This window comes from Streptomyces flavusporus (genome assembly GCF_046267975.1).
In the GTDB taxonomy this organism is placed as follows: domain Bacteria; phylum Actinomycetota; class Actinomycetes; order Streptomycetales; family Streptomycetaceae; genus Streptomyces; species Streptomyces flavusporus.
In genome coordinates this window covers 5,404,677-5,430,145 of the sequence record NZ_CP176503.1, presented here as the reverse complement: position 1 = coordinate 5,430,145, position 25,469 = coordinate 5,404,677, and the positions used below count along the sequence as shown (strand labels likewise).

General features: G+C 68.1%; 20 protein-coding genes and 2 pseudogenes. 13 read left to right on the top strand and 9 right to left on the bottom strand.

Annotated elements, in window-relative coordinates; all coding sequences use genetic code 11:
- Positions 1-15 precede the first annotated feature (15 nt).
- The 3 genes and pseudogenes from ACKTSN_RS25780 to ACKTSN_RS25770 all read left to right on the top strand — a co-directional run bounded on the left by ACKTSN_RS25780 (position 16) and on the right by ACKTSN_RS25770 (position 2,790).
- Positions 16-201, top strand: a complete 186-nt coding sequence (locus ACKTSN_RS25780; protein ID WP_409471278.1) for a hypothetical protein — start codon at positions 16-18, stop codon at positions 199-201.
- Positions 198-1,047: pseudogene (locus ACKTSN_RS25775) on the top strand (IS5 family transposase). Before ACKTSN_RS25780 ends, ACKTSN_RS25775 begins: the two are co-directional and overlap by 4 nt.
- A gap of 93 nt (positions 1,048-1,140) precedes the next feature.
- Positions 1,141-2,790, top strand: a complete 1,650-nt coding sequence (locus ACKTSN_RS25770) for an ISAzo13 family transposase (RefSeq protein WP_409471277.1) — start codon at positions 1,141-1,143, stop codon at positions 2,788-2,790.
- A gap of 175 nt (positions 2,791-2,965) precedes the next feature.
- Here the strand turns inward: ACKTSN_RS25770 and ACKTSN_RS25765 are convergent, their stop codons facing one another.
- Positions 2,966-3,373 (bottom strand): DUF3224 domain-containing protein, encoded by a 408-nt coding sequence (locus tag ACKTSN_RS25765; RefSeq protein ID WP_409471276.1) that lies wholly within the window; start codon positions 3,371-3,373, stop codon positions 2,966-2,968.
- 103 nt (positions 3,374-3,476) lie between these two features.
- Between ACKTSN_RS25765 and ACKTSN_RS25760 the strand changes: the two genes are divergently transcribed.
- Positions 3,477-4,448, top strand: coding sequence for a helix-turn-helix transcriptional regulator (locus tag ACKTSN_RS25760; protein ID WP_409471275.1), 972 nt, complete (start codon positions 3,477-3,479; stop codon positions 4,446-4,448).
- Between the two features lie 344 nt (positions 4,449-4,792).
- Here ACKTSN_RS25760 and ACKTSN_RS25755 read toward each other — a convergent pair whose 3' ends face one another.
- Positions 4,793-5,863, bottom strand: a complete 1,071-nt coding sequence (locus ACKTSN_RS25755) for a recombinase family protein (protein WP_409471274.1) — start codon at positions 5,861-5,863, stop codon at positions 4,793-4,795.
- 28 nt (positions 5,864-5,891) lie between these two features.
- Here ACKTSN_RS25755 and ACKTSN_RS25750 point away from each other — a divergent pair, with 28 nt between their 5' ends.
- On the top strand, positions 5,892-7,532 hold the full coding sequence (locus ACKTSN_RS25750) for a DNA repair helicase XPB (RefSeq protein ID WP_409471273.1): 1,641 nt from the start codon (positions 5,892-5,894) through the stop codon (positions 7,530-7,532).
- Here the strand turns inward: ACKTSN_RS25750 and ACKTSN_RS25745 are convergent.
- Positions 7,504-8,673: pseudogene (locus ACKTSN_RS25745) on the bottom strand (glycosyltransferase 87 family protein); the annotation flags it as partial. The gene ACKTSN_RS25750 and the pseudogene ACKTSN_RS25745 sit on opposite strands and share 29 nt — an antisense overlap.
- A 280-nt stretch (positions 8,674-8,953) precedes the next feature.
- Here ACKTSN_RS25745 and ACKTSN_RS25740 point away from each other — a divergent pair.
- The gene (locus ACKTSN_RS25740; protein ID WP_409471272.1) at positions 8,954-10,183 is read left to right on the top strand and encodes an RNA-guided endonuclease InsQ/TnpB family protein; all 1,230 of its coding nucleotides are present in this window, start codon (positions 8,954-8,956) and stop codon (positions 10,181-10,183) included.
- 34 nt (positions 10,184-10,217) lie between these two features.
- Here the strand turns inward: ACKTSN_RS25740 and ACKTSN_RS25735 are convergent, their stop codons facing one another.
- Positions 10,218-10,397 (bottom strand): hypothetical protein, encoded by a 180-nt coding sequence (locus ACKTSN_RS25735; RefSeq protein ID WP_409471271.1) that lies wholly within the window; start codon positions 10,395-10,397, stop codon positions 10,218-10,220.
- 283 nt (positions 10,398-10,680) lie between these two features.
- Here ACKTSN_RS25735 and ACKTSN_RS25730 point away from each other — a divergent pair, with 283 nt between their 5' ends.
- Positions 10,681-12,759, top strand: a complete 2,079-nt coding sequence (locus ACKTSN_RS25730; protein ID WP_409471270.1) for a HelD family protein — start codon at positions 10,681-10,683, stop codon at positions 12,757-12,759.
- 171 nt (positions 12,760-12,930) lie between these two features.
- On the opposite strand, the gene ACKTSN_RS25725 is transcribed toward ACKTSN_RS25730, so the two are convergent.
- From ACKTSN_RS25725 to ACKTSN_RS25705, 5 genes are all read right to left on the bottom strand, one after another.
- The gene (locus ACKTSN_RS25725; RefSeq protein ID WP_409471269.1) at positions 12,931-13,623 is read right to left on the bottom strand and encodes a copper homeostasis protein CutC; all 693 of its coding nucleotides are present in this window, start codon (positions 13,621-13,623) and stop codon (positions 12,931-12,933) included.
- A 114-nt stretch (positions 13,624-13,737) separates the two neighbouring features.
- A complete protein-coding gene (locus ACKTSN_RS25720) occupies positions 13,738-14,421 on the bottom strand; it encodes a maleylpyruvate isomerase family mycothiol-dependent enzyme (protein WP_409471268.1) in 684 nt (227 codons plus the stop codon).
- Between the two features lie 121 nt (positions 14,422-14,542).
- Positions 14,543-15,448, bottom strand: a complete 906-nt coding sequence (locus tag ACKTSN_RS25715; protein ID WP_409471267.1) for a DUF3800 domain-containing protein — start codon at positions 15,446-15,448, stop codon at positions 14,543-14,545.
- Positions 15,449-15,605: 157 nt separating this feature from the next.
- Complete coding sequence (locus tag ACKTSN_RS25710; RefSeq protein ID WP_409471266.1) at positions 15,606-15,809, bottom strand: DUF397 domain-containing protein; 204 nt, start codon at positions 15,807-15,809, stop codon at positions 15,606-15,608.
- A complete protein-coding gene (locus ACKTSN_RS25705; protein WP_409471265.1) occupies positions 15,806-16,651 on the bottom strand; it encodes a helix-turn-helix domain-containing protein in 846 nt (281 codons plus the stop codon). The genes ACKTSN_RS25710 and ACKTSN_RS25705 overlap by 4 nt, the downstream gene beginning before the upstream one ends.
- Positions 16,652-16,760: 109 nt before the next feature.
- Between ACKTSN_RS25705 and ACKTSN_RS25700 the strand changes: the two genes are divergently transcribed.
- The 6 genes from ACKTSN_RS25700 (at position 16,761) to ACKTSN_RS25675 (ending at position 25,454) form a co-directional block, all read left to right on the top strand.
- The gene (locus ACKTSN_RS25700) at positions 16,761-17,261 is read left to right on the top strand and encodes an ATP-binding protein (RefSeq protein ID WP_409471264.1); all 501 of its coding nucleotides are present in this window, start codon (positions 16,761-16,763) and stop codon (positions 17,259-17,261) included.
- Positions 17,262-17,368: 107 nt separating this feature from the next.
- On the top strand, positions 17,369-18,880 hold the full coding sequence (locus tag ACKTSN_RS25695; protein WP_409471263.1) for a type I restriction-modification system subunit M: 1,512 nt from the start codon (positions 17,369-17,371) through the stop codon (positions 18,878-18,880).
- Between the two features lie 194 nt (positions 18,881-19,074).
- Positions 19,075-19,880 (top strand): IS5 family transposase gene (locus tag ACKTSN_RS25690; protein WP_409474691.1). Its coding sequence is split into 2 segments (ribosomal slippage): positions 19,075-19,396 and positions 19,396-19,880, totalling 807 coding nucleotides; the frame shifts between segments, so codons are not numbered across the junction.
- Positions 19,877-20,980 carry a restriction endonuclease subunit S gene (locus ACKTSN_RS25685; protein ID WP_409471262.1) on the top strand — a complete coding sequence of 368 codons (1,104 nt, stop codon included), beginning with the start codon at positions 19,877-19,879 and terminating at the stop codon, positions 20,978-20,980. Before ACKTSN_RS25690 ends, ACKTSN_RS25685 begins: the two co-directional genes overlap by 4 nt.
- 176 nt (positions 20,981-21,156) lie before the next feature.
- Positions 21,157-24,741 (top strand): DEAD/DEAH box helicase family protein, encoded by a 3,585-nt coding sequence (locus ACKTSN_RS25680; RefSeq protein WP_409471261.1) that lies wholly within the window; start codon positions 21,157-21,159, stop codon positions 24,739-24,741.
- Between the two features lie 68 nt (positions 24,742-24,809).
- The gene (locus ACKTSN_RS25675) at positions 24,810-25,454 is read left to right on the top strand and encodes an HD domain-containing protein (protein ID WP_409471260.1); all 645 of its coding nucleotides are present in this window, start codon (positions 24,810-24,812) and stop codon (positions 25,452-25,454) included.
- Positions 25,455-25,469 lie beyond the last annotated feature (15 nt).

Genomic DNA, 25,469 nt, shown 5'->3' with positions numbered 1-25,469 from the left:
TCTTGCCGCTGGCCTTTGTCGCAGTACCGGCAGGTCTGGGCCGACCACGCCGAGAACACCCAGGCCGTCTTCCTCAGCAACCCCCGGCTCTACAAACACGAACGGGCCCGAGCCCAGGCCGCGTTCGACCGCGCCAGCCGCGTCGTCGCCGAGATCGACGCCACAGTGCACACCCCCGAGGAGCTGGAAAGTGACGCATGACCGCCAGGCGGAGACCGAGACCAGGATCCGAGCAGTGATGCGCCAACTCCTCGCCGGGCCAGACCCCGAGGGCCTGAAGTGCGACGTCAAAAGCCTGTGCACCCTCGCCGGAGTGCCACGGGCGACGCTCTACCGCACCTACCCACACCTCAAAGCCGACTTCGACCGCCAGCGCACGACTTCCCGCCATGGGAGACGGTCTACGGCTACTTCGCGAAGTGGTAGAAGGACGGCGTGTTCGCCCAGCTCAACGGCCTGCTCAGGGAGTTGGTGCGGCAGTAGGAGGGCCGGAACGCGAGCCCGTCGGCCTGCGTGATCGACGCGCAGAGCGTGAAGAACTCCACCAGTGTCCCCGCCACGAGTCAGGGCACGGATGAGGGCAAGAAGATCGTGGGCAGGAAGCGGAGCATTGTGACCGACACGATCGGCCTCCTGCTCGCGGTGCTGGTCACCGCGGCCAGCGTCCAGGACTCCGTGGCCGGCACCCAACTGCTCGGCCAGGTCGCCGCCGACCACCCCGGCATCCGCAAGGCCCGGGTCGACGGCGGCTACCGCAAGCACTTCGTCGAGCACGCCGCCACCCTCGGCATCGACATGGAAATCGTCGCCCGCACCCCCGGGGGCCAGGGGATTCACCCCGATACCGAAACGCTGGACAGTCGAGCGGACCTACGGCTGGCTCATGCTCCACCGCCGCCTGGCCCGCGACTACGAAACCCTCCCCGCCTGCTCCGAAGCCATGATCCACCTGGTCATGACCGACCTCATGGCCCGCCGCCTCACCGGCGAGACCCCATCTCCTGGCGTGACCCCACAAAGCCACATCAACCGCAGATTCCGGGATGAAACATCGGGAGAAAACGACCTCTGAACGCACTTATGATGGGCCTGTCGATGAATTAGTGCGTCTCTTGCGGTAGTTGGGCTCGTTGATGCGGTATGGGGCGCTTCGATGAGCTGATCATGTCGTTGCAGGAGAAGCTGGAGGCGGTGACGCCGCATCTGAACGAGCGGCAGCGCCGGATCCTGTACGCCGCGGAGGCCCGGCAACTCGGGCACGGCGGGATCGCTGCGGTGGCACGGGCCGCGGGCGTCTCGAAGGGCTGCGTCAGCCGCGGCCTGGCCGATCTCGATGCGGGCGAGGAACCGGACGGGCGGGTGCGACGGCCGGGGGCGGGCCGCCCCGCCCTGGCGACAAAGGACCCGGGTCTGATGCCGGCCCTGCTGGAGCTGGTCGAAGACAGCACGCAGGGCGATCCGATGAAGCCGCTGACGTGGACGACGAAATCGTTGCGCCGCCTCGCGGACGAGCTCGCCGCCCAGGGCCGGAAGGCGGGCCGCGACACCGTCGCGGCCCTGCTGAAGGCGGCCGGGTTCAGCCTGCGCGGCAACGCGCGGGTGCTGGCCGGCAGCCACCACCGGGACAGGGACGCACAGTTCCGGCACCTCAACGACACGGTGGCCGAGTTCCTCCACGCCGGGGACCCGGTGATCAGCGTGGACACCAAGAAGAAGGAACTGATCGGCCCCTTCGCCCGGCCTGGGCGCGAGTGGGCCCCGCCGGGCGCCCCGGTCAAGGTCCTCGACCACGACTTCCCCTCACACGCGACCGGCACCGCGATCCCCTACGGCATCTACGACCTGGGCCGCAACGCCGGCTTCGTCGTGGTGGGCACCGACCACGACACCGCCGCGTTCGCCGCCTCCTGCCTGCGTCGCTGGTGGCGGGAAGAAGGACGGGCCGCATACCCGCACGCGAAGCGTCTGCTGATCACCGCGGACGGCGGTGGGTCCAACAGCTCCCGCGCCAAGGCATGGAAGGCCAACCTCGCCGTCCTCGCCACCGAGACCGGCCTCGAGATCAGCGTGCGCCACCTACCGCCGGGAACATCAAAATGGAACCGGGTCGAGCACCGCCTGTTCTCCTTCATCTCCCTCAACTGGCGCGCCCACCCGCTGACCAGCTACGAGACCGCCCTGAACCTGATCTCGGCGACCACCACCCGCACCGGGCTGTCCGTCACCGCGCGCCTGGACACCGGCAGCTACCCCACGGGGATCGAGATCAGCGAGCAGCACGCAGCCGCCCTGACCATCCGCCCCGATACCTTCCACGGGGAGTGGAACTACACCATCCCACCCCAACCCGGACTCCCCGACGTCCCGCTCCATCCGCCCGGCCGCCGGTCCCACCCCCGCCACGCACACACCTTCGGCGCGACCCTGGCCACCCATCCCCTCCTGACGGGTCTCGAGCGCACCGACCTGGACCGTCTCACCATCAGCGTCCGCGAACGCCTCGACGCCCTGCCGCCCAAGCAGCGGCCCCGGCACCGCAAACTCACCACGGAGAACATCATCTGGGCCGCCGTCCTCGACCAGCGCGGCCTGTCCCGCTCGCTGACCTCCTACCTCTTCCGCATCGGAGAGAACCAGATGAGAGCCCTGATCAAACAGGTCCGCCCCTTCCTGGAGGACTACGGCTACCGCCCCGAACCGATCCCCGCCCGCCTGATCGACCCCAGCGACCTCGCCAACTACGTCATGCACGCGACAGCCACAGCCAGCGAGCGCGAAACGTCCCACTAATTCATCGACGGCCCCATGGTGCTCCGGGGCGGGCGGGAGGCGACGTCTGTGACCTTCAGAGCTTCATGACGCTGGGTCTTCATGGGCATTTGGCGCTTGCGTGGGGCGATGGCCCGCCCCATTGTCGGGGCGGGGCCTGCGGGTTCATCCCGAGACGCACTGCCTGGGGTATTTGTCAGTCCAGGTCGTAGTCAAAGGTGTAGGGGACGGACGGTTCGCCGTGCTTGGCGGTGAAGCTGCCGGTCCCGCGCAGTCCGTCCAGTTCTCCGGTTCCTGATCCCGGCACGATCTCGAAGGTGCAGTGCACGGTGCCGTCGGCATCGAAGGAGCCCCGTTCTTCAGCGACGAAGGTGCCCTCGCGACCGTCGAGGCGGCCAGCCAGGACCTCCATGCCGGTGAACGTGCCGGTCTTCTCCGTGACGTAGACGATGGTGTATTCGCAGGTGGTGTCCGTGGCCTCGATGCCACCGGAGAAGGCGTTGGTGACGGTGGCGTGGGCGAGTTTCGGACTCACCTCGCTCGGCGTGAGGGTGCGCTCTTCCCAGTTGGCGAAGGTGAAGTGGCCGCTGGTCTGGACGGGCATGGCTGTCCTCTTGATCGGTCGCACGGTCTTTCCCGTGCAGTGCGTGATCAGCCTGACCGCTGTACCTGACATCTCCCGTCAGGTACAGCAGGACAATGCCTCCATGCGTGCCGACCGGCTTCTGTCCCTGCTTCTGCTGCTCCAGAACCGTGGGCGGATGACCGCGTCCGAACTCGCCGCGGAGCTGGAGGTGTCGGTCCGCACGGTCTATCGCGACATCGAGGCGCTGAGCGCGTCGGGCGTCCCGGTCTGCGCCGACCGCGGGCCAACCGGTGGCTACCGGCTGATGGACGGGTACCGCACCCGGCTGACCGGGCTCACCGACACCGAGGCCGCATCGCTCTTCCTCGCTGGAGCTCCCGGGCCTGCGCGCGATCTGGGCCTCGGGGCGGTGCTGGCCGCCGCCCAGCTGAAGCTGCAGGCCGCTCTTCCAGCCGAACTGGCCGACCGGGCCCGGCGCATCCAGGACCGGTTCCACCTGGATGCGCCGGCCTGGTTCCGGGACGCCGACCCGGTTCCGCATCTGGGGCCGGTGGCCCAGGCAGTGTGGGGACAGCGGGTGCTGCGGGCGCACTACCGGCGGTGGCGTGGCGAGGTGCACCGGGAGCTGCATCCGCTCGGTCTTGTCCTCAAGGGCGGGATCTGGTACCTGGTGGCGCGGGCCGACGAGACCATGCGGACCTACCGGATCTCGCGGTTCCTGGCCGTGAACAGCACGGGAGAAGTCTTTGATCGCCCGGCGGGATTCGACCTGGCTGCCTACTGGGAGGAATCCTCCCGGCGCCTGGAGGCCGCGCTTCACCAGGGAGTTGCGCTACTGCGGATCTCGCCTCGTGCCCAGCGGATGTTGCCCATGCAGTTCGGTGCGGCGGGCGCGCGGGCCCTTGAGGGAGCCGGTCCGCCGGATGCTGAGGGCTGGGTGCAAGTGGAGATGCCGGTCGAGACGCAAGCCGTCGCGGTCAGCGACCTGCTCAGACTGGGTACCGAGGCCGAGGTGCTCGGCCCGCCCGAGCTGCGGGAGGCCATCGCCCAGACCGCGGCCGCACTGGCCAGCCGTTACGCGGCATCGCTGTGAACCCGGGCTTCGGGATCAGGTCCCACCCTCGGCGCGAGGCCAAATAGCTGCCTTTCAAAGGAACTTTCCTTGGGGAATCACAGAGGAAGAAGTACGGAGAGGCAGCTTTTCTGCCTCGACCGGCGGGGTACGGGTCGTGCCTCCGGCGGCCCTGGAACCCGTAACGCCTCTCAGTCGCCATACGCTTGCGGGGCGTGATGTTCGGCCAGGGGGGTGCACCCCACCTCGCTGGCTGTCGGCCCCTCAGCGCCGCGCCCCGTAACCCGCCTCGGGCACGCAAACGGCCCGCCGTTGGAAGCAAGTCCAGCGAGCAGGCCGAGAGCGGTGGTCAGTGCCGGCTCAGCTCAGAAAAGAGTGCCGTCCACCTCCTCCGCCATCGTGTCGATGACGGGTGCGGTGTCCTTGCCGTCCGCTTTGGCGCGACGAAGCTTCCCCTCGTCCCCGAAGAAGACCGAAAGGCGCGAGGTGTCCATGCGGGGGCCGCCACCTCGAGCGGGGGCAACTTCCACATAGGCTCCCGCCTCCAAGAGGAGGTCCCGCTTGCCCTCCGTGTTGGCGTCCTTCCACAGCTCGCCGAACGTCTTCCCCGTCGGCACGGCCTCCACCCCGGCGGGCTTGGCGTTGCCCTGCCGCTCCTTGAGTGAAGCGAGGCGGTCTTCCAGCTTCGCGTACTGGTCGGCATAGCGCCTTGCTCCGTCCTCCCCCTTGAAGAGACCGCGCTCGTAGCGGTCCTTCTCAAGGTCGCTGAGCGCTTCCTCGGCCTGCCGGATCTGCGGGCGGAAGTCCTCTCCCACGCGCTCCACCATGCGCACCACGGGGAGCTTGCCGAACTGTTCGAGGAACAGTTCCGTGACATGTGCTTCGGTGTGCTCGGCCGCCACGTTGGGGCCGTAGCAGGTCCCCTGCTGTCCCGTGCGCTGGCGCTGCTTCAAGCGCCCGATGCAGCGATACCGCACCTTCCCTTTGGCGGTGAAGGTGTACATGCGCGAGTGGCACAGTCCACAGTACAGAACCGCGCGCAGCAGTGACGTACGCTCACGGCGCTGTTCACCCGCCCCCTTGCGACGCTTCAGCTCGTCCTGCAACGCGTGCCACGTGTCCATGTCCAGGATCGGCGGACGCGTGACGAGCGGGAGCCCGTCCGTGCGCAGGATCGGCTTGCCGTCCTCACGGTCCAGGCCGCGCGAGTAACCCGAGACGTCGATGTCCTCCTCGACGGCTATGACCTGCCAGCCACGGGCCGTGCACAGGGCCTCACAGGCCGCACGCTGACGTTCGGGAGAAGTAGACTCTTCTGTTTCGCGCGATAGGCGAACATAGATGGCGGCGCGCATTCCTGGTGTGCTGCCCGGAACGCCCTTCGGGCGCCGGGCACGGGGCATGGCCCGAGCCGTGGCAGGTGTGGTGTCTGTCACGCTGACGATCCTATTCACGGAGGTATGTGTGTCCTGCCTGATCGTCCAGTCCGACAAAACTCTGCTCCTGGAAGTCGACCACGAGCGTGCCGACGACTGCCGTCGGGCCATCGCGCCGTTCGCGGAGCTGGAGCGGGCGCCCGAGCACATCCACACGTACCGGGTGACGCCGCTCGGCCTGTGGAACGCGCGCGCGGCCGGGCATGACGCGGAGCAGGTCGTGGACGCGCTGGTGCAGTACAGCCGCTACCCGGTGCCGCACGCGCTGCTCGTGGACATCGCCGAGACGATGGACCGCTACGGGCGGCTGACGCTGAGCAAGCACCCGGCGCACGGGCTGGTGCTGACCACCACCGACCGACCGGTCCTCGAAGAGGTCCTGCGCTCCAAGCGCGTCGCACCGCTCGTCGGCACCCGGATCGACCCCGACACCGTGGCCGTGCATCCCTCCGAGCGGGGGCAGATCAAGCAGGTGCTGCTGAAGCTGGGCTGGCCCGCAGAGGACCTCGCCGGGTACGTCGACGGCGAGGCGCACCCGATCGAGCTGCACGAGGACGGCTGGGCGCTGCGCCCCTACCAGAAGCAGGCGGTGGAGAACTTCTGGCACGGCGGCTCCGGCGTGGTGGTCCTGCCCTGCGGCGCCGGCAAGACACTGGTGGGCGCGGGCTCGATGGCGCAGGCGAAGTCGACGACCCTCATCCTCGTCACGAACACGGTCTCGGCCCGGCAGTGGAAGCACGAGCTGGTGAAGCGCACCTCGCTGACCGAGGACGAGATCGGGGAGTACAGCGGTACGAAGAAGGAGATCCGCCCGGTCACCATCGCCACGTACCAGGTGCTGACGACCAGGCGGAAGGGCGTCTATCCGCATCTGGAGCTGTTCGACTCCCGTGACTGGGGCCTGATCCTCTACGACGAGGTGCACCTGCTGCCGGCGCCGGTCTTCAAGTTCACGGCGGACCTCCAGGCGCGGCGGCGGCTGGGCCTGACGGCGACGCTGGTGCGGGAGGACGGGCGCGAGTCGGACGTGTTCTCGCTGATCGGGCCCAAGCGGTTCGACGCGCCGTGGAAGGAGATCGAGGCGCAGGGCTACATCGCGCCCGCGGACTGCGTCGAGGTCCGTGTCAACCTCACGGACGCCGAGCGGCTGGCGTACGCCACCGCCGAGACGGAGGAGAAGTACCGCTTCTGTGCGACGACCGACACCAAGCGCAAGGTGACGGAGGCGATCGTCCGCCGGTTCGCCGGGCAGCAGATCCTCGTCATCGGGCAGTACATCGACCAGCTGGACGAGCTGGGGGAACATCTGGGTGCCCCGGTGATCAAGGGCGAGACGTCCAACGCCCAGCGGGAGAAGCTGTTCGACGCGTTCCGGGAGGGCGAGATCAGCGTGCTGGTGGTGTCCAAGGTCGCCAACTTCTCCATCGACCTGCCGGAGGCCACGGTCGCCATCCAGGTGTCGGGCACCTTCGGCTCGCGCCAGGAGGAGGCGCAGCGCCTGGGGCGCGTCCTGCGCCCGAAGGCCGACGGTCACCAGGCGCACTTCTACTCGGTCGTGGCCCGGGACACGATCGACCAGGACTTCGCCGCCCACCGCCAGCGGTTCCTGGCGGAGCAGGGCTATGCGTACCGGATCGTGGACGCGGACGAGATCCTCGCGGAGAGCTGAGCGGCACGTGTCGCACCTCGGCGGGCGCGAGGTGCTCCTGCTGCCGGAGGAGGGCTGACGCCAGCACGGCCAGCCCCAGCAGCGGGTAGGGCGAGGCCAACGGCTGTTGCCACCACGGGAGTCGGAGGTCGAGGTCGCCCTGGTGGGGCAGCAGCCACATCGTGCGGGCCGTGAAGAGCAGGGCCGTGAGCGCGGCCAGGCGGGCGCGGCCCTCGGCCAGGAGTACGGCGATCAGCGGCACGCACCACACCCAGTGGTGGGACCAGCTGATCGGGGAGACGAGCAGCGCGGTGACGGCCGTGACGACGATGCCCCTCCGGTCGTCACCGGCCCGGCCCGCGAGCCACAGCCCGGCGGCGGCGAGCAGCAGCGCCGGGAGCATCCAGGCCGGACCCGGTGACGGGTCGCCGAGCGCGCGGGCGAGCAGGCCCTGCAGGGACTGGTTGTCGACGATCCAGGGCTTGCCCACGCGGTCCGTCTCGTAGAGGCGGCGGAGCCAGAAGTCCGCGCCGGCGGACGGCAGGATGAGGACGCCGAGCAGGACCGTGGCGGCGAGGGCGGCGGTCGCGGTGAACGCCTCGCGGGTGCGGCGGGTGAGGAAGAGATACGCGATGAAGACGGCCGGGGTGAGCTTGATCCCGGCCGCGATGCCCAGCGCCACGCCCTTGCCGGGGGCGCCGGGCGGACGGGTGAGGTCCCACAGGACCAGGCAGGCGAGCAGCAGGTTGATCTGGCCGAAGAGGAGGGTCTGGAAGACCGGTTCGAGCCAGAGTGCCAGGGCCGTGCCCGCGCACAGGGTTGGAAGGCGCAGGGGCAGCCCTGCCAGCCGGGCGGAGAGGTGGACGAGGCAGGCGACGAGCAGGGTGTTGGCTGCGAGGAACGCCGCTTTGAGGGCCGTGACCGGAATCCAGGCCGTCGGGACGAACAGGAGCGCCGCGAAGGGCGGGTAAGTGGCGGGAAGCCGCCACTCGGTGACCCTGAAGCCGTACAGATCGCTGCCGCGCAGGACCGCCTCACCCTGGGCCCGGTAGACCAGCGCGTCCGCCATCGGTGAGCGCTGTACGGCGCACAGGGCGGCGAAGGCCCCCAGGGAAACGGCCAGGAGGAGGAAGGGAGTTGCGGAGTGTGATCGGTGGGTCACGCAGTGACCCTAGTCGGTCACCTGATTCTTGCGAGGACGCCCCGGCGGTCACGCCGGGGAGAAATCGCATCCCGTGACGGCGACGCGGAGCGTCGTCGTGTCCGGTCGCCTGGGGCGCGGAGCGCCCGCAGGACGGCGCGAGCGAAAGCGAACGTGTGTGCCTGTATTCGCTGGTTGTGGTGACAGTGCCGCGGTGGGGGCACGGGTGTGCGCATGTCGCACGTACGGTCTCGCTGTGGAGGCCGGGATGAGCGGGCGGGGCGTGGGAGGGGGTGATGTCGTGTCGCTGGTGAAGGGGGCTGGGGAGGGCGGGCACGCCCGGTACACGTTCCGGCTGCGCGTGTCGTCGACCGCCCGCACCGCGCTGCTCGCCGAGTGGGACCGCTGCCGGTGGATCTGGAACGAGTGCGTGGCCAAGTCCAAGGCCGCACACGCCTGGAACCAGAACCGGCCCGAGGGTGAGGACAAGCGCACCTGCGGCCCGGCACAGCTCGACAGGATGCTGACCGAGGCCCGCGAACGCACGCCGTGGCTGCGCGAGGGCAGTTCGGTGCCGCAGCAGCAGATCATCCGGGACTTCGGCCGCTCCCGCGCGAAGGCGCAGAAGGACATCAAGGACCGGCTGCCCCTGCGGCAGCGGGCCGGAATGCCCAGATGGAAGAAGAAGCGCGAGGCGCTGCCCACGCTGAACTACACCCGGCGCGGTTTCCGGCTGAAGGACGGGCGTTTGCACCTGGCGGGCGGGATCGTGCTGACGGTGGTGTGGTCGCGCGAGCTGCCCGCCGACCCGTCCAGCGTGCGGGTGTACCGCGACAGCGTCGGCCACTGGTACGCCTCGTTCGTCGTGCCCGCCGAAGTCCAGCCGCTCGCCGAGACCGGCCAGGTGATCGGCGTGGACTGGGGGGTGAAGGAGACCGCGACCACCACCTCGGACGCACACGATCTCCCGCACACCGAGCACGGGAAGAAGGCTGCCACGAAGCTGTCGCGGTACGACCGGATGATGGCCCGCCGCAAACCGCCCACGGGCCGGGCCGCCTCCAAGGGCTACCGCGAGGCGAAGCACCTGCGAGCCAAGGCGCACCAGAAGGTCGCCCGGCAGCGGCAGGACACCGGCCGCAAGTGGGCCAAGCGCGTGGTGACCGACCATGACGCCATCGCGGTGGAGGACTTCCGGCCGAAGTTCCTCGCCAGGACGTCGATGGCCCGCAAGGCCGCCGACGCCGCCATCGGCGCCACCAAGCAGGCCCTGATCGAGATGGGCCGCAAGCACGCACGAGACGTCCGCCTGGTGCACCCCGCGCACACCACCATGGACTGCGCATCGTGCGGAGCGAGAACCAAGCACGCACTTCCGCTGTCCGAACGTACCTACACCTGCACCGCGTGCGGGCTCGTGTCCCCCAGGGACAAGAACTCCGCCCGCGTGATGTTGGTCCGGGCAGGTCTGAACCCGGCTGGTGTCGAGGGCGTAAGACCTCCCGGACCGCCGGTCCGGGAGGCTGCCTGAGCCAGGAATCCCCCTCGCTCACGAGGGGGAGCATTCAATTCCGGCGTACGCCCGCCTCCTCGCCGTACTCACCGAGGATGATGACGTCGAACGCGGCCCCCGCGAACACCCGCACGGCGCGCAGGGCCTCGCCGAGACGGTGCCGGTGGCTGCCGACGAGGGCGGTGGCGCCGGACGGCCGGGCCGGAGCTGGGGTGATGGTCGCTCCACTCATGTCTCCATGGTGGATTTCCGCACCCGGGAACGGAACCGGTCTGGGGGCCGAACCTCGACCGCCTCCCCGTAGCTCTCTGGTGGGACCCCCTCCCCTGAAGGGGGATGAGGCACCCCCCTAGGGGTAAGGAATGGGTCGCCGGAAATTCATTGGCGTCGTACTCCCCCGATTACCTAGAATCTCCGCTCTTGCCCGCCTCCCCAGCGGAGTGCCGCCGTCCGGCCGGAAACCGGACGGCATCGACCACCCCACACTCACGCAGGTCCCCGACGGAGGCACCCCCTTGTCCACGCCCGCCGACGACCCCCTCTCCCGCGAGCGCGCCCATCTCTCCGCCTCCCGTGCCGCGCTGCGCGCCATGCGGGAGGACGTCGAGTCGCTCGACATCAGTGACGTCACCGCGAACTGGGTCAACGCCCAGATCCTGGAACACCAGATCGGCGAGCGGATCAAGGCCCTCGCCGATCTCAGCGACACGCCACTGTTCTTCGGCCGGCTCGACTATCTGCACGCACCGGGGGCCGAGCAGGCCGAAGGGGCGGAAGGGGAGCGCCCGCGGCCGGAGGCCGCTTATCAAACACTGCACATCGGGCGTCGGCATGTGCACGACGCCGACGGCGACCCGATGGTGATCGACTGGCGTGCGCCGGTGTCACAGCCGTTCTACCGGGCTTCCAAGAAGGACCCGATGGACGTCGGCCTGCGCCGCCGCTTCGGCTACACCGGCGGCGAGCTCACGGCCTACGAGGACGAGCACCTGTCCGACCCCGCCGAGGCGGCGAAGGCCAGCAGGCTGCTCCAGCAGGAGATCGAGCGCCCGCGTGTCGGCCCGATGCGGGACATCGTGGCGACCATCCAGCCCGAACAGGACGAGATCGTACGGTCGGGACTCTCCGGGACCGTCTGCGTACAGGGTGGTCCGGGCACCGGGAAGACGGCCGTCGGCCTGCACCGGGTCGCGTACCTCCTCTACGCTCACCGGGAGCGGCTCGCCCGCACCGGCACCCTCGTCATCGGGCCGAACCGGTCCTTCCTGCACTACATCGAGCAGGTGCTGCCCGCGCTGGGTGAGCTGACGGTCCGCCAGGCCACGGTCGACGACCTGGTGGCCCATGTGGAGGTGCGCGGCACGGACGACGCGGCGGCGGCGATCGTCAAGGGCGACGCCCGGATGGCCGAGGTCCTCCGCAACGCCCTCTACGCGCATGTCACGCTGCCGACCGAGCCGGTCGTCGTCGTGCGCGGCTCCCGGCGCTGGCGGGTCCCGGCGTACGAACTCGAGGACATCGTGCGGGAGTTGCTGGACCGAGGCATCCGCCACGGCGCCGCCCGCGAGGCGCTGCCGCAGCGGATCGCGCACGCCGTGCTGGTGCAGATGGAACGGTCGGGTGAGGCGCCGGACGACCGGGTGCAGGACGCGGTGGCCCGCAACGCCGCGGTGAAGGCGGCCGTCAAGGCGATCTGGCCGCCCGTCGACCCGGCGAAGCTGGTGCTGCGGCTGCTGACCGACATGGACTTCCTCGCCGTCCATGCGGACGGGATCCTCACCGAGGAGGAGCAGAAGACGATCCTGTGGGCGAGGCCGGTGCGGTCGGTGAAGTCCGCCAAGTGGTCGCCCGCGGACGCCGTGCTGATCGACGAGGCGACGGACCTCGTCGACCGCACGCCCTCCCTCGGCCATGTCGTCCTCGACGAGGCGCAGGACCTCTCCCCCATGCAGTACCGGGCGGTCGGCCGGCGCTGCACCACCGGCTCCGCGACCGTCCTCGGCGACCTCGCGCAGGGCACCACGCCATGGGCGACGAGGAGTTGGGACGAGGCCCTCACCCACCTCGGCAAGCCGGAAGCGGTGATCGAGGAACTGACGGCCGGCTTCCGCGTCCCGACGGACGTCATCACCTACGCCTCACGGCTCCTGCCCCACATCGCGCCGGGGCTGACACCGGTGGCGTCGGTGCGCGAGAACCCCGGGTCGTTCGAGGTACGGCCGGTCACCGGCGATGCGGACGTGGTCGCGGCGTGCACGCAGGCGTTGCGCAACGAGGGCTCGATCGGCCTGATCGCCGCCGACGCCCGCGTACCGGCCCTCGCGGAGGCCCTGACGGCGGCGAGCATCCCGTACCTCTCGCCGGGCGAGGAAACAACCCCCGACTGCCGCCTGACCCTGGTCCCGGCCTCCCTCGCCAAGGGCCTGGAGTACGACCACGTCGTCCTCGACGAGCCCCAGGCAGTGGTCGACGCCGAACCGGACGAACGCACCGGCCTACGCCGCCTGTACGTGGCCCTGACCCGAGCGGTATCGGGCCTGACGGTGACCCACGCGGCCCCACTGCCACCACAACTCAGCGACGCTGCCCGCTAAGCCGCGGGCATTCATGCCGCATAGGGCGGCAGGGGTGGGCGCGGACGACACCCGCCACCCCGTCAGTCCGCGGGCATTCGTGCCGCCCAGGGCGGCACGGGTGGGCGCGGGCGGCACCCCTCAGCGCCGGGCCGCGCGACCCACCCCCGCCCAGCCGCAACGCCGGACCGGTCACACCCCGTCCAGCACCCGCCGCCACTCGGCGACGGCCTCCGCCGAGACCGGCCCGTCCCAGCCCCCCGGCCGAGCCGCCCCGCCGATGTGAAACGCGTCGATCCCCCCGTCCAGCAGGCCCGGCACGTGGTCCAGCCGCAACCCACCGCCGACAAGGAGCTGCTGCTCGTACCCGGGCTCTCCGCAGCGCCGCGCCTCGGCGAGCAGCGTGGGAAGGCCGTCGTCGACACCGCCGACCGACCCGGCCGTCAGGTAGGCGTCCAGTCCCGGGAGGTCCCCGAGCTGCTTACGCAGCGCGTCCCGGTCGGCGGCCCGGTCGATCGCCCGGTGGAAAGTCCACCGGCACCCGCCCAGAACCCCGACCACCCGCTCCACGGCATCCAGATCCACCCCACCGTGCGCATCGAGGAACCCGAGCACGAACTGCTCCGCCCCGACCTCCCGCATCTCCCCGGCGACCCGCACCAGCCGCTCGACGTCCCCGGCGGCGAACCCGTCCGTGAGCCGGAGCATCACGCGTACGTCGATGTCGACGGCGGCCCGGATCGCGGCGACGGTCCCGGCCGGCGGCGTGAGCCCATCGGCCGCGATGTCGGTGACCAGTTCGAGGCGGTCCGCGCCTCCGGCCTGGGCGGCGACCGCGTCCTCGACGTCGAGGGCGATCACCTCCAGGACTGCACGCTTGCTCATGGGACCCCATTCGTCGGCTACAGGTCTAGTCCAATCTAAGACTACGCCCGGAGCCAGCCCGGCACCCCTGGCCACCCGCGTCGGCAGCCTGTCGGCCGCGTTGGCCGCACGGGGTCAGTCACCGAAAATATTCAGCTCCGCCGCCCGCACCCCCGCCAGCTCGAACGCGGCCCCGTCCACCGGCCGCCCCGCATACAGCCGTACGAGCGTCGCCGCGTCCCCGATGTACCGCGCCGGCGTCCGCTCCCCGCTCACCTCACCGAACCGCAGCGGCTCATCCACGTCGTCGAGGTCGGCGTGCAACGGCACATGCCCCCGGTTCCTGGTGATCCAGGCGAGCAGGTCGAGCGCGTACGGCAGCCCCTCCCCCTCGTACGCCCCTGCCTCCCCGAGCGCCTCGCGCACGTCACCAGCGTGCACCCATTCCCCGAGCGCAACCCCGTCCAGCACCCCGCCCGCCTTGGCGATGGCCGGCCCCGCCTCGGTCATCCCGCGCTCCAACTCGTCGACGACCTGCGCGTTCGTCCAGTCGGCCCGCTCGGCGATGTCCCGGTCGTTGGACTCGGGCGAGAACACGCCCTCCTCGAAACGGCGCTCCACCACCCGCATCAGCGCGGCGGAGCAGTGCGCCAGCACATCCCGCACCGTCCACCCAGGACACGCCGCCGTGGGAGTCGCGAAGTCCCCGTCCGTCCTCCCCCGCAACAGCGGGATCAGCGCGTCCCGTTCCACCACCAGCAGCCGACCCGGCAGTTCCGGATCCCGTACGTCGCCGTGCATGTCAGCAGGAGTCGTCATGCCTCCACGCTAGTGCCGGGAGCGCCCCGCAGTCCGTACCGAGCGTGGTACACCCCGTGCTGATCTACGCACTGGAACGGCCAAACCCTCGACCGGTGATGCCTCGTCCCGCATCCACGCACTACAACGCGCTCGGCAGCTCGCCTCCATCCGCCTGCTGTGCGGGGATAACCAGCTTCTGCGCGCCGGGCTTGCCGGGTCCGAACATCAAGCTCGAAGGCTGAGCGGTCCGCCGGTCGGAGACCACGATCCCGCCGCGCCACTTGCCCACTGGGTCCTGGTACCGGAACTGCAGCTTCTTGAGACGCTCTCCGAACTGCTCCCTCAGTGGGCGATACGCGTCGTCACAGTGCACGTTCCACGTCACGTCGCTCAGATAGGCATGACATGCGATGGGGAACAGCAGTGAGGAGACGACGAGGTCCGAGAGCTGAAGCAGCGTGTGCGTGTCACTGTGCCCGAAGACCGGTGACTCGATGACGCCCTTGAGGCTGTCACCGCCCGACCGGTACTTGCGCGTCGTGACGCAGTGCACGTTCGGTGCGTTCTTGGACTTGGTTCGGCTGTCCAAAATCATGACACCACGCGAGTGACAGTCCAGCAGCTGAGCCTGGAACGTCTCGGTGAGGCTTCCGACCGAGGTGCTGTACACGCCGGTCTCGTTGAAGGCGAGGCCCTCTTCCTTCACCCACACACGGGCCAGAAGGCGGGCGTTGTAGCGTTCCAGTAGGCCGAGGATGGAGTCAACGAGGAGCATCGCCGCCCGGCGCTGGTCCCGGTTCCCCACACGGATGTCCTTGCGGACGTCAGAACCCTTGATCTCCGTGTGGATCACCTCGGAGAGGTGCACGGCATGACGTAACTGCGGTCGGTACTTCTTCTTGACGTTGAGGAACTCCCAGGTCAAGTGCTTGATGTCGGAATCGTGAACGGTGAAGCCACCGACGACAAGGACCGGTGGGGCGTCCGGTCTGGCGGGATCGAGAGTCTGGCCGTTACCCGCTTCGTCGATGTAGCACAGGTACAACGATCCCTCCCGGAAAGCACTCGGGCCGCCCCCGAAGGAGCGGCCCCAGGACCTGGTGCAGCCATATGCACCGTGTTTTGTTTGCTACCGCCGATGCTGCCAATGCGGCCGATGAGGGTCAAGCCGACCGTCACGCCATGTTGACGCCGGTTTTCGGTCAGTACAGGCGGACTGCGTTCGTGACGAAGGCGGACCAGGCAGCGCTGGTCACCGTGAAGGTGCCGCGACCGGTGTCCTTGGAGTCGCGGACGTGGACGGAGGCGGGGAGGGCGGCGACCTCGACGCACTCGCCGCCCGCGCCACCGCTGTAGCTGGACTTGAACCAGTGGAGCGACTGCGCCTCGGACTGCTCGGTTTTCATAGGTCTCCTTGCAGCAACTTCTCGATGTGGAGCACGGATTCGACAGGGGACAGCGCCTGTGCCCGCAGGATTCCATACCGCACGGCGAACCCACGTACGCTTTCCCGCTTGGTGATCACGCGCCCGTTGGCCTGGCTCTCCACGTACGCGACCTGCTCCCCGCCCTCTGGGGTCATCATCGTGAACGGGCCGTCTGCCCCCGCGTGATCGACGACCCGAGTCGGCATGACCTGGATCTCGACATGGGGGTTCTCTGCGACGAGCAGCATGTGCTCCAGCTGACCGCGCAGCACGTCCGCCCCGCCGAAGGGACGCTCCAGCACGGACTCCTCGATGACGAAACTGAGCGTCGGTGCGGGCTTCCTCTCATAGATCTTGTGGCGAGCCATCCGCGCCGCCACCATCTGCTCAATCTCGTCCTCTCGCCGCCGGGGCCGCCACACGGTGAACATGGTCCGGGCGTACTCCTCGGTCTGGAGAAGACCGGGCACAGCCAGCACCGCGTATGCATGGAACTCGACGGCCTCCTCCTCGATCCGAGCCGCGTCACGGAAAAAGGCCGGATACCGCGTGAGCGCCACGGCCCGCTTCATGGCAAGCAGCAGCCCACCGCCGTCCAGCAAGCTGTCGAGACTGTCGATAGTTTCCGGCCGCGGAATCCGCCGCCCTTGCTCGATCGCGGCGATCTGCGCCTCGCTGTATCCGAGGCGCGGGCCGAGGGCAGCCTGCGTTAGTCCAGCCCTCTCGCGGAGGATCTTGACCTGCTTGCCGAAGGACCGCAGAAGTTCATCGGCGGGATCCTCACTCCGCGCCGCACGCGGCTGCTCCGAAACCTGCATCATGGGCTGTCCCTCTCCCTGCCCGACAGATACTCCCCGGCATCCCTACAGCGACGCTGTGTAAGGGGTTTGGTGCTGGTCACGGTATGCGCGCAGCGGCACGCTCACTCACATGACGACCGAAACTCCCTCATTCGAGGAAGCCAACCAACTCACCTCGCCCAAGCTGGAGTTCTCCATGCACTTCACGTCCACTCCGCGAGGTGTTCGCCTGGCCCGGCGACTCACGTCCCACCGGTTGAACACCTGGGGCTTCCCGTACGGGTCGGAGGTGAACGACACGGTGACCCTGCTCGTCAGCGAACTCACCACGAACGCGGTGACACACGGCCGTGTCTCCGGCCGCGACTTCCGCCTGGGTCTGGCCCTGGCCGCTGCTCGCGATCTCCTCCGCGTCGAGGTCACCGACACGCGAGACGACCGCCTGCCCCCGCCTCGGCCCTGCGCCCCACAAGACCCTGAGGCGGAAACGGGCCGCGGTCTCTGGCTGGTGGCCTGCCTCGCGAGCCGGCTGTCCGTCGAGCCGCGCGAAGAGGGAGGTCCCGGCAAGACGGTACGAGCCGAGCTGAAGCTCTGCGGCAAAGCGCCCGCGACCGACGGGGTCTCGGACTGACCGGATGACCGTACGGTTATGACGTGAGCGGTACGGGTCCCAGCCGAGGTGTTCCGTATCCTCAGCATCGGCCGCCATTGTCACTGCTGGGTCGTAGGATCCCTCGTGTGATTACGGGCGAGCTGAAGAGCAAGGTGGACCGCGTCTGGGACGCGTTCTGGTCGGGCGGGATCTCCAACCCGCTGGAGGTGATGGAGCAGATCACTTATCTGCTCTTCATCCGGCGTCTGGACGAACTGCAGACGGTCAAGGACAGGATGGCCCGGCGCGGCATCCAGGACACCAACCCCTTCTTCGGCCCTGATCAGCAGAACATGCGCTGGCAGAACTTCAAGGACGACGAGCCGGCGCAGATGTACCAGACGGTCGCCGAGAAGGTCTTCCCCTACCTTCGCGCGCTGGGCGGCGAGGACTCCACGTACTCGCACCACATGAAGGACGCCCGCTTCACGATCCCGACGCCCAACCTCCTGTCCAAGGTCGTCCTCCTCCTGGAGGGCATTCCGATGCAGGACAAGGACACAAAGGGCGATCTGTACGAGTACATGCTCGGCAAGATCGCCACCGCGGGACAGAACGGGCAGTTCCGCACACCTCGACACATCATCCAGTTGATGGTTGAGATGACCGAGCCGAACCCCCGCGACGAGATCTGCGATCCCGCCTGCGGCACGGCCGGTTTCCTGGTGAGCGCGTCCGAGTATATGCAGCGCGTCCACAAGGACGACCTGGTCGAAGCCGACAACCAGCATCACTTCAACAACAGCATGTTCCACGGGTTCGACTTCGACTCGACCATGCTCCGCATCGGCTCGATGAACATGCTGCAGCACGACGTCGCGAGCCCGGACATCCGCTACCGCGACTCCCTCTCGCAGAGCGCGGGCGAGGAGACCGACCGCTACTCCCTGATCCTCGCGAACCCGCCCTTCGCTGGGAGCCTCGACTACGAAACGACATCCTCAGAGCTGCTGAAGGTCGTCAAGACCAAGAAGACCGAACTCCTGTTCCTGGCCCTCTTCCTCAAGCTGCTCAAGCCGGGCGGCCGGGCCGCGGTGATCGTCCCCGACGGCGTCCTCTTCGGCTCGACGAAAGCACACAAGGAACTGCGCCGCATGCTGGTCGAAGACCAGAAGCTCGACGCGGTGGTGAAGCTCCCGTCCGGCGTCTTCAAGCCGTACGCCGGCGTCTCCACCGCCATCCTCTTCTTCACGAAGACGGACTCCGGCGGCACGGACGAGGTCTGGTTCTACGACGTCCAGGCAGACGGCTTCAGCCTGGACGACAAGCGCAACCCGCTGCTGGCTGAGGACCGCCTGGGCGCCCGCGCCACCGACCTCACAGCCGATGAGCATACGAAGAACAACCTCCCGGACGTTCTTGCCCGCTGGAAGCGCCGAACCACCGACGAACGCACCCGCGCCCGCACAGAGCAGAGCTTCTGCGTACCCAAGTCCGACATCGCTGCCCAGGGTTATGACCTCTCCCTGAATCGCTACAAGGAAATAGTCCATGAAGAGGTCGCTACACGGCCGCCTTTGGAGATCTTGGACGATCTGGAGCGGTTGAACAAGGAGATCGAGGCGGGAATGGCGAACCTGCGAGAGGCACTGTCGTGAACAACGCACGGCTTGGTGACGTAGCGTCATTTATTCGAGGTATCACTTTTAAACCAAGTGATGTCGTCCCTCTCGACACACCTGGAGCGGTTCAATGCCTACGAACCAAGAATGTTCAGTCTGATTTGGATCTAAGAGCTTGTCTCACGTGGTGTCTGATCGATGCGGCATGATTCCTTCTTATGGGTGTCGATCTGTCGCAGCGGTTGGTTCCTGACGAACTCTGGTTGCTGGCGGCTCCGTTGCTTCCCTCGTTCGCGCCGCGCCCGCAGGGAGGAGGGACGGCCCCATGCGATGAGCGGGCCGTGTTCACCGCGGTTGTGTACGTGCTGACCAGCGGATGCGCGTGGCGGCATCTTCCCGAGACGTTCGGCGTCTCTCCCGCCACCACGCACCGCCGGTTCTCCGCGTGGACAGAAGCCGGGCTGTGGAGACGTCTACACCGGGCCGTCTTGGACGAGCTCGGTGCCCGCGGAGAGCTGGACTGGTCCTCCACGATCGTCGATGCAGCCTCGGTCCGCGCGAAAAAGGGGGATCGCTGACCGGGCGCAATCCGGTCGACCGGGGCAAGAAGGGCAGCAAGCTGCATGTGCTGTCCGACGCTCAGGGCTTACCCCTGGCGCTCGGCGTGTCCGGGGCGAACGTCCACGACAGCCAGGCTCTGCTGCCCCTGGTCCTGGGCATACCCGCGATCCGCTCGCGGCGCGGTCCGCGCCGGCGCCGTCCCGGCAGGCTCCGTGCGGACAAGGCCTACTACTCCGCCGAGCACGTGAAGTGGCTGCGCGGGCGCGGCATCGTCCCGCGTATCGCTCGGCCCGGCATCGAATCCAGTGAGCGCCTGGGCCGACACCGCTGGAAGATCGAACGGTCGATCTCCTGGCTCTTCGGCTACCGCCGCCTCACCGTCCGGTACGAGAGGAAGGGCACACACTTCTTGGCCTTCCTCGGCCTCGCAGCGGCACTGACCTGCTACAAGAAACTGGCCAAGCTCGCCACGTGAGACAAGCTCTAAAAGATGTGTGGGCCGTCGATTCCAACTTCGTCAAGAGAGGCGAGCAGTATCTAGAGGAGGGAGATCTGCTCATCTCCAGTGCAAATAGCTGGAATCTCGTAGGCAAATGCTCATGGGTTCCCAAGCTTAGCGAACCGGCAACTTTTGGCGGCTTTGTGACAGCCTTGAGAGGGGACTCCTGCACAATTGACCGTCGCTATCTGTACCGCTGGTTCTCCATGCCGCAAACCCAGGAGACGGTCCGGAGCTTCAGCCGCCAGACCACGAATATCGCTAACTTGGACCTAAAGCGTTGCGCCGATCTCAAGGTCCCTCTCCCGCCTCTTCCAGAGCAGAAGCGCATCGCTGCCGCCCTGGACCAGGTAGACGTCCTGCGCGCCAAGCGCTGCCAAGCCATCGCTCTACTCGACGACCTCACCCAATCTGTCTTCCTCGACATGTTCGGCACCGAGAACCCAGATTGGCCAGAAGTCACGGTTGAGGAGTTGGCCCAGGACCGGAAGGGGAGCATCCGCACGGGCCCGTTCGGGAGCCAGCTCCTGCACGAGGAGTTCACCGACAGTGGCATCCCTGTCCTCGGCATCGACAATGCCGTTCACAACGAGTTCCGCTGGGGCGAGCGCCGGTACATCACAGAGGAAAAGTACGAGCAGCTCAAGCGTTATACGGTGCTCCCTGGCGATGTACTCATCACCATCATGGGAACCTGCGGCCGCTGTGCCGTGGTTCCTGACGACATCCCAACCGCCATCAACACAAAACATCTGTGCTGCATCACCCTGGACCGGACAAAGTGCCATCCCGAGTTCCTGCACAGCTACTTTCTACTGCATCCGGCGAGTCGTTCTTACCTGACCCGCACAGCAAAGGGGGCGATCATGTCGGGTCTCAACATGGGCATCATCAAGGAATTGCCCGTCAAACTGCCGCCGCTCTCGCTGCAACAGAGGTATGTGGATGAGTTGAGCCAGATCCGCTCTTCAAGAGCATTCCATGAGCGCCATCTTGCTGCCGTCAGCGAGCTGTTTGCCTCCCTCCAGCAGCGTGCCTTCTCCGGCACCCTCTGGGATCATGAAACCGCCGCGTAGGGCCTGACGGGCTCGCGCGCGCCGCGCATGCATCACCCCGTCACCGACCGTCACCGCAACCACCTGCCAGCCGGTCGGTGTCCAGGTAAACCGTCACACCAAGTCGTAAAGGTCACCGCGGGCGCAACCATCAGGGAAGGCGCACGCATCACAGGGGGAAGGGGCACACCTCCGTCATGGGCATAGAGGGGCACGGGAGCGACCAGGGGCAGCGGAAGGACCGGGAGGAAGGGGACGCGAAGGGCACACGGGACGTCGCCGCCGCCCACAACATCGGCCAACCGCAGAGCAACTTCCTCTTCCTCCGCGACGAGTGGCCCGCCCTCTACGACGAAGCCCTTCGCGCCGAGCGTCTCGCCTACGCGGACCCCCGTACCTCCTGCTTCTACGCCCGCCGAGTCCTTGAGCTCGCCGTGCACTGGATGTACGACAAGGACTCCGCGCTGCGCCCTCCCTACCAGAACGACCTGAGCGCGATGCTCAACGAGCCGAGCATGCGGAATCTGGTCGGGCCGACCCTCAGCGCGAAGATGGATCTCATCCGGCGTCAGGGCAACTACGCCGTGCACCGCCCGGCCCCTGTCCAGGCCAAGGACGCGGTGCGAACGGTCGCCGAGCTGTTCCACGTCTTCTACTGGTTCGCCCGAACCTACGCGCCCGACCCGGCCACGGCTCCCGCCCCCGGCGTTCAGTTCGACACCCAGCGCATTCCGCGTCCCGTCCCCGCCGAAGTCCGGCTGCGCCGCCAGGCCGAACTGAAGAAGCAGGCTGAGGAGGACCAGGCACGCTGGGACGCCCAGGCAAAGGAGCTGGCCGAGGAGCGTGCGAAGGGTGCGAAGCTCGCCTCCGAGGTGGCCGAGCTGCGCGCCCGTGTCACCGAGCTCCGCAAGGCCAACGAGGCGCGCCCCGACACCCACGACTATGATGAGGCCGCCACCCGCGACCTGTTCATCGACCTGCTCCTCAAGGAGGCGGGCTGGGACCTCGCCGAGGAGCGCGACCGCGAGTTCCCAGTCGACGGTGAGCCGGGGGTGATGAGCAAGTCCGGCAAGGGCTACGTGGACTACGTCCTGTGGGGCGACGACGACCGGCCCCTCGCCATCGTCGAAGCCAAGCGCACCCGTGTCGACGCCCGCGCCGGCCGTCAGCAGGCCGAGCTCTACGCCGACGCCCTCGAAGCCACTTACAACCAGCGGCCGGTGATCTTCTATACCAACGGCTACGAGACCTACCTGTGGGATCAGTGGGACGAGAGAAACGGCTATCCGCCCCGCAGGGTTCAGGGCTTCCGCACCAAGGACGAACTGCACTGGCTGATCCGCCAGCGTGCCGGCCGACTCGCCCTGAAGTCGTCCAACGTCAACCAGGGCATCGCGGGCCGCCCTTACCAGCTGCAGGCCATCCAACGCGTCAGCGAGAGCTTCGAGAAGGAGAACCGCCGCCGCGCCCTGCTCGTCATGGCGACCGGCACCGGCAAGACCCGTACCACGGTGGCCTTCGCCGAGCTGCTGCAGCGGGCGGGCTGGGCGCGGCGCATCCTCTTCCTGGCCGACCGCCAGGCTCTCGTAAACCAGGCGGTGCGCGCGTTCAAGGAGCACCTGCCGAACAGCGTGACGGTCAACCTCCTCACCGAGAAGAAGACCGACGCCCACGTCTACGTCTCGACGTACCCGACGATGATGAATCTGGTCAACGAGATCACGGAGGACGGCCGTCGCCGCTTCGGGCCGGGCTTCTTCGACCTGGTCGTCATCGACGAGGCCCACCGCTCGGTCTACGACAAGTACGGCGAGCTCTTCGAATACTTCGACAGCCTCCTCCTGGGGCTGACGGCCACGCCCAAGGACGACGTCGACCACAACACATACCAGCTGTTCCAACTCGAGGACGGCGTCCCCACCGACTCCTACAGCCTGGACCAGGCGGCCGCGGACGGCTTCCTGGTGAAGCCGAACGTCGTCGACGTGCCCTTCGACTCCCTCAGGCGAGGTTTCCGGTACGACGACCTCACCGAGGAGCAGAAGGAGGCCTGGGACAACCTGGAGTGGACCGAGGACGGGCAGGTGCCTGACGCGGTCCCCGCGGACGAGGTAAACCGTTTTCTGTTCAACCGGCCGACCATCGACAAGGCGCTCGAGGTCCTGATGCGGCATGGTCTGCGCGTCGAAGGCGGAGACCGGCTCGGCAAGACGATCATCTTCGCCAAGAACAACACGCATGCCCTGGCCATCGAGGAGCAGTACAACCTCCACTATCCGCAGGGTGCCGGGAACGACGCCCGTGTCATCACCTACCAGGAGAAGAACCCCCAGCAGCTCATCGACGACTTCTCCGACCCGGCCAAGGCCCCGGACATCGCCATCTCGGTCGACATGCTGGACACCGGCATCGACGTGCCCGAGGTGCTGAACCTCGTGCTGTTCAAGCCGGTGTACTCGCGTACCAAGTTCTGGCAGATGATCGGCCGCGGTACCCGCCTGTGCGAGAACATCTACGGGCCCGGCCGCGACAAGGACGGTTTCCACGTCTTCGACCTGTGCGGCAACGCCGAGTTCTTCAATCAGGAGCTCGACCGTGCCCCTGCCCGGCAGGCTCCGACGCTCACCGAGAAGCTCCTGCAGCGACAGCTCGACCTCATCCGGACGCTGGACCGCCGCCAGGCTCCTGACCCGGCGCAGGACGGCGGTCCGGACGCGATCGACACCGAGGCGTCCCTGCGTTGGGCGGCGGCGCACCGTCTCCACCAGACCGTGCGGGGCATGAACCTCGACAACTTCCTCGTACGGCCGCACCGCCGTCATGTCGAGGTCTTCGGCGGTGACTTCGCCGCCTGGCTCCGCATCGATGACGACGCAGCCCACGCGCTGAGCGAGGACGTCCTCGGCCTGCCGTCCGACTACTGGCCCGAGGGCGAGGACACGGGCGAGGAGGCCAAGCGCTTCGATCTCATCGCCTACCGCCTCCAGCTCGCGGCCCTCGAGGGAGGTTCCGACTACACGCGCCTGCGTGGCCAAGTTCAGGAGCTCGCTCAGGACCTTCTCGGCAAGACCAACATCCCCGTCGTTCGGGACCAGGCCGGCTTGTTGGAGGCCATCGCTGACAACGCGTGGTGGCAGAACGTGACCGTCCCGATGCTGGAGCACGTGCGCCGCCGCGTGCGCGGCTTGGCCCATTTGGTCGACACGCCGTCGGCCCGGAAGATCGTCTACACGGACATAGCAGAAGATCACGGGGACCTGACGGAGGTCGAGCTCAAGGGACTGCCCGTAGGCACGGACGAGGAGCGCTTCAAGCAGAAGGCCCGCGCCTACCTCCAGAGCCACCGTGAACAGGAGGCCGTCCGCAAGCTGCGCGAGAACGAGCAGATCATGGCCGAGGACCTCGCCACCTTGGAAGAGGTCTTCCTCACCGAGGGAGTCGCCTCCGCCGAGGACCTGGAGCAGAAGCGCGCGGCCGACGGTGGTCTCGGCGTGTTCCTGCGCCGCGTCGGCGGCCTGGACCAGACCGCAGCGCAGGAGGCCTTCTCCGGCTTCATCGCCGATCACGACCTCTCCGCCGACCAGATCGACCTTGTCGGGCTCATGGTCCGGTACGTGGTGGCGAATGGTCTCATCAGCATCCGCGAGCTGTACGAGAACAACCTCTTCAGCAGTCGCGGGGTCATCGACAACTACTTCACCGACGACGAGATCGACGCCCTGGATCTCGTCTTCCGCACTCTGCGCTCCCGCGCCGTTCCGGATGCGGATCTCGCAGCTTGAGGAAGCCTGGCGTGGGTCAGCCTGCCCAGCAGGCCGCCGTCCGGGCATGCAGCGGGAACAATGACGGTATGGCCGATCTCGACGCCCTCCGCGCCCGTTTCGCCCACGCACTGGAAGGAGCCCGCGGCCCCGGGGGTGGCCCCGATCCCGCCCCCTACGCCGACAACCTCCTCGCCCGCTGGCAGGAGCCGCAGCGCCGCTACCACACGCTCGCGCATCTCACCGCCGTGCTGGATCACATCGACGTGCTGGAGAAGTACGCGGACGATCCGGACGTCGTCCGGCTGGCCGCCTGGTTCCACGACGCGGTCTACCTCCCCGACCGCTCCGAGAACGAGGAGCGGTCGGCCCGTCTTGCCGAGCGGGCGCTGCCCGAGGCCGGGGTGTCCGAGGCGAAGGCGGCCGAGGTCGCCCGGCTGGTCCGGCTCACCGCGGGCCACGCCCCGGCCGACGACGACCGCAACGGCCAGGTCCTGTGCGACGCCGACCTGGCGATCCTCGCCTCGCCCCCGTCGTCGTACGCCGTCTACACCGCCGCCGTCCGCGAGGAGTACGGCTTCGTCCCCTCCGGCGCCTTCCGGGCCGGCCGCGCCGCCGTCCTCCGCGAACTCCTCGCCCTGCCCCGGCTGTTCCGCACGCCGTACGGCGCGGAGCGCTGGGAGGCGACGGCCCGCTACAACATCACCTCGGAGCTGGAAATCCTGTCGTCCTGAGCGGGTGCCGGCCTC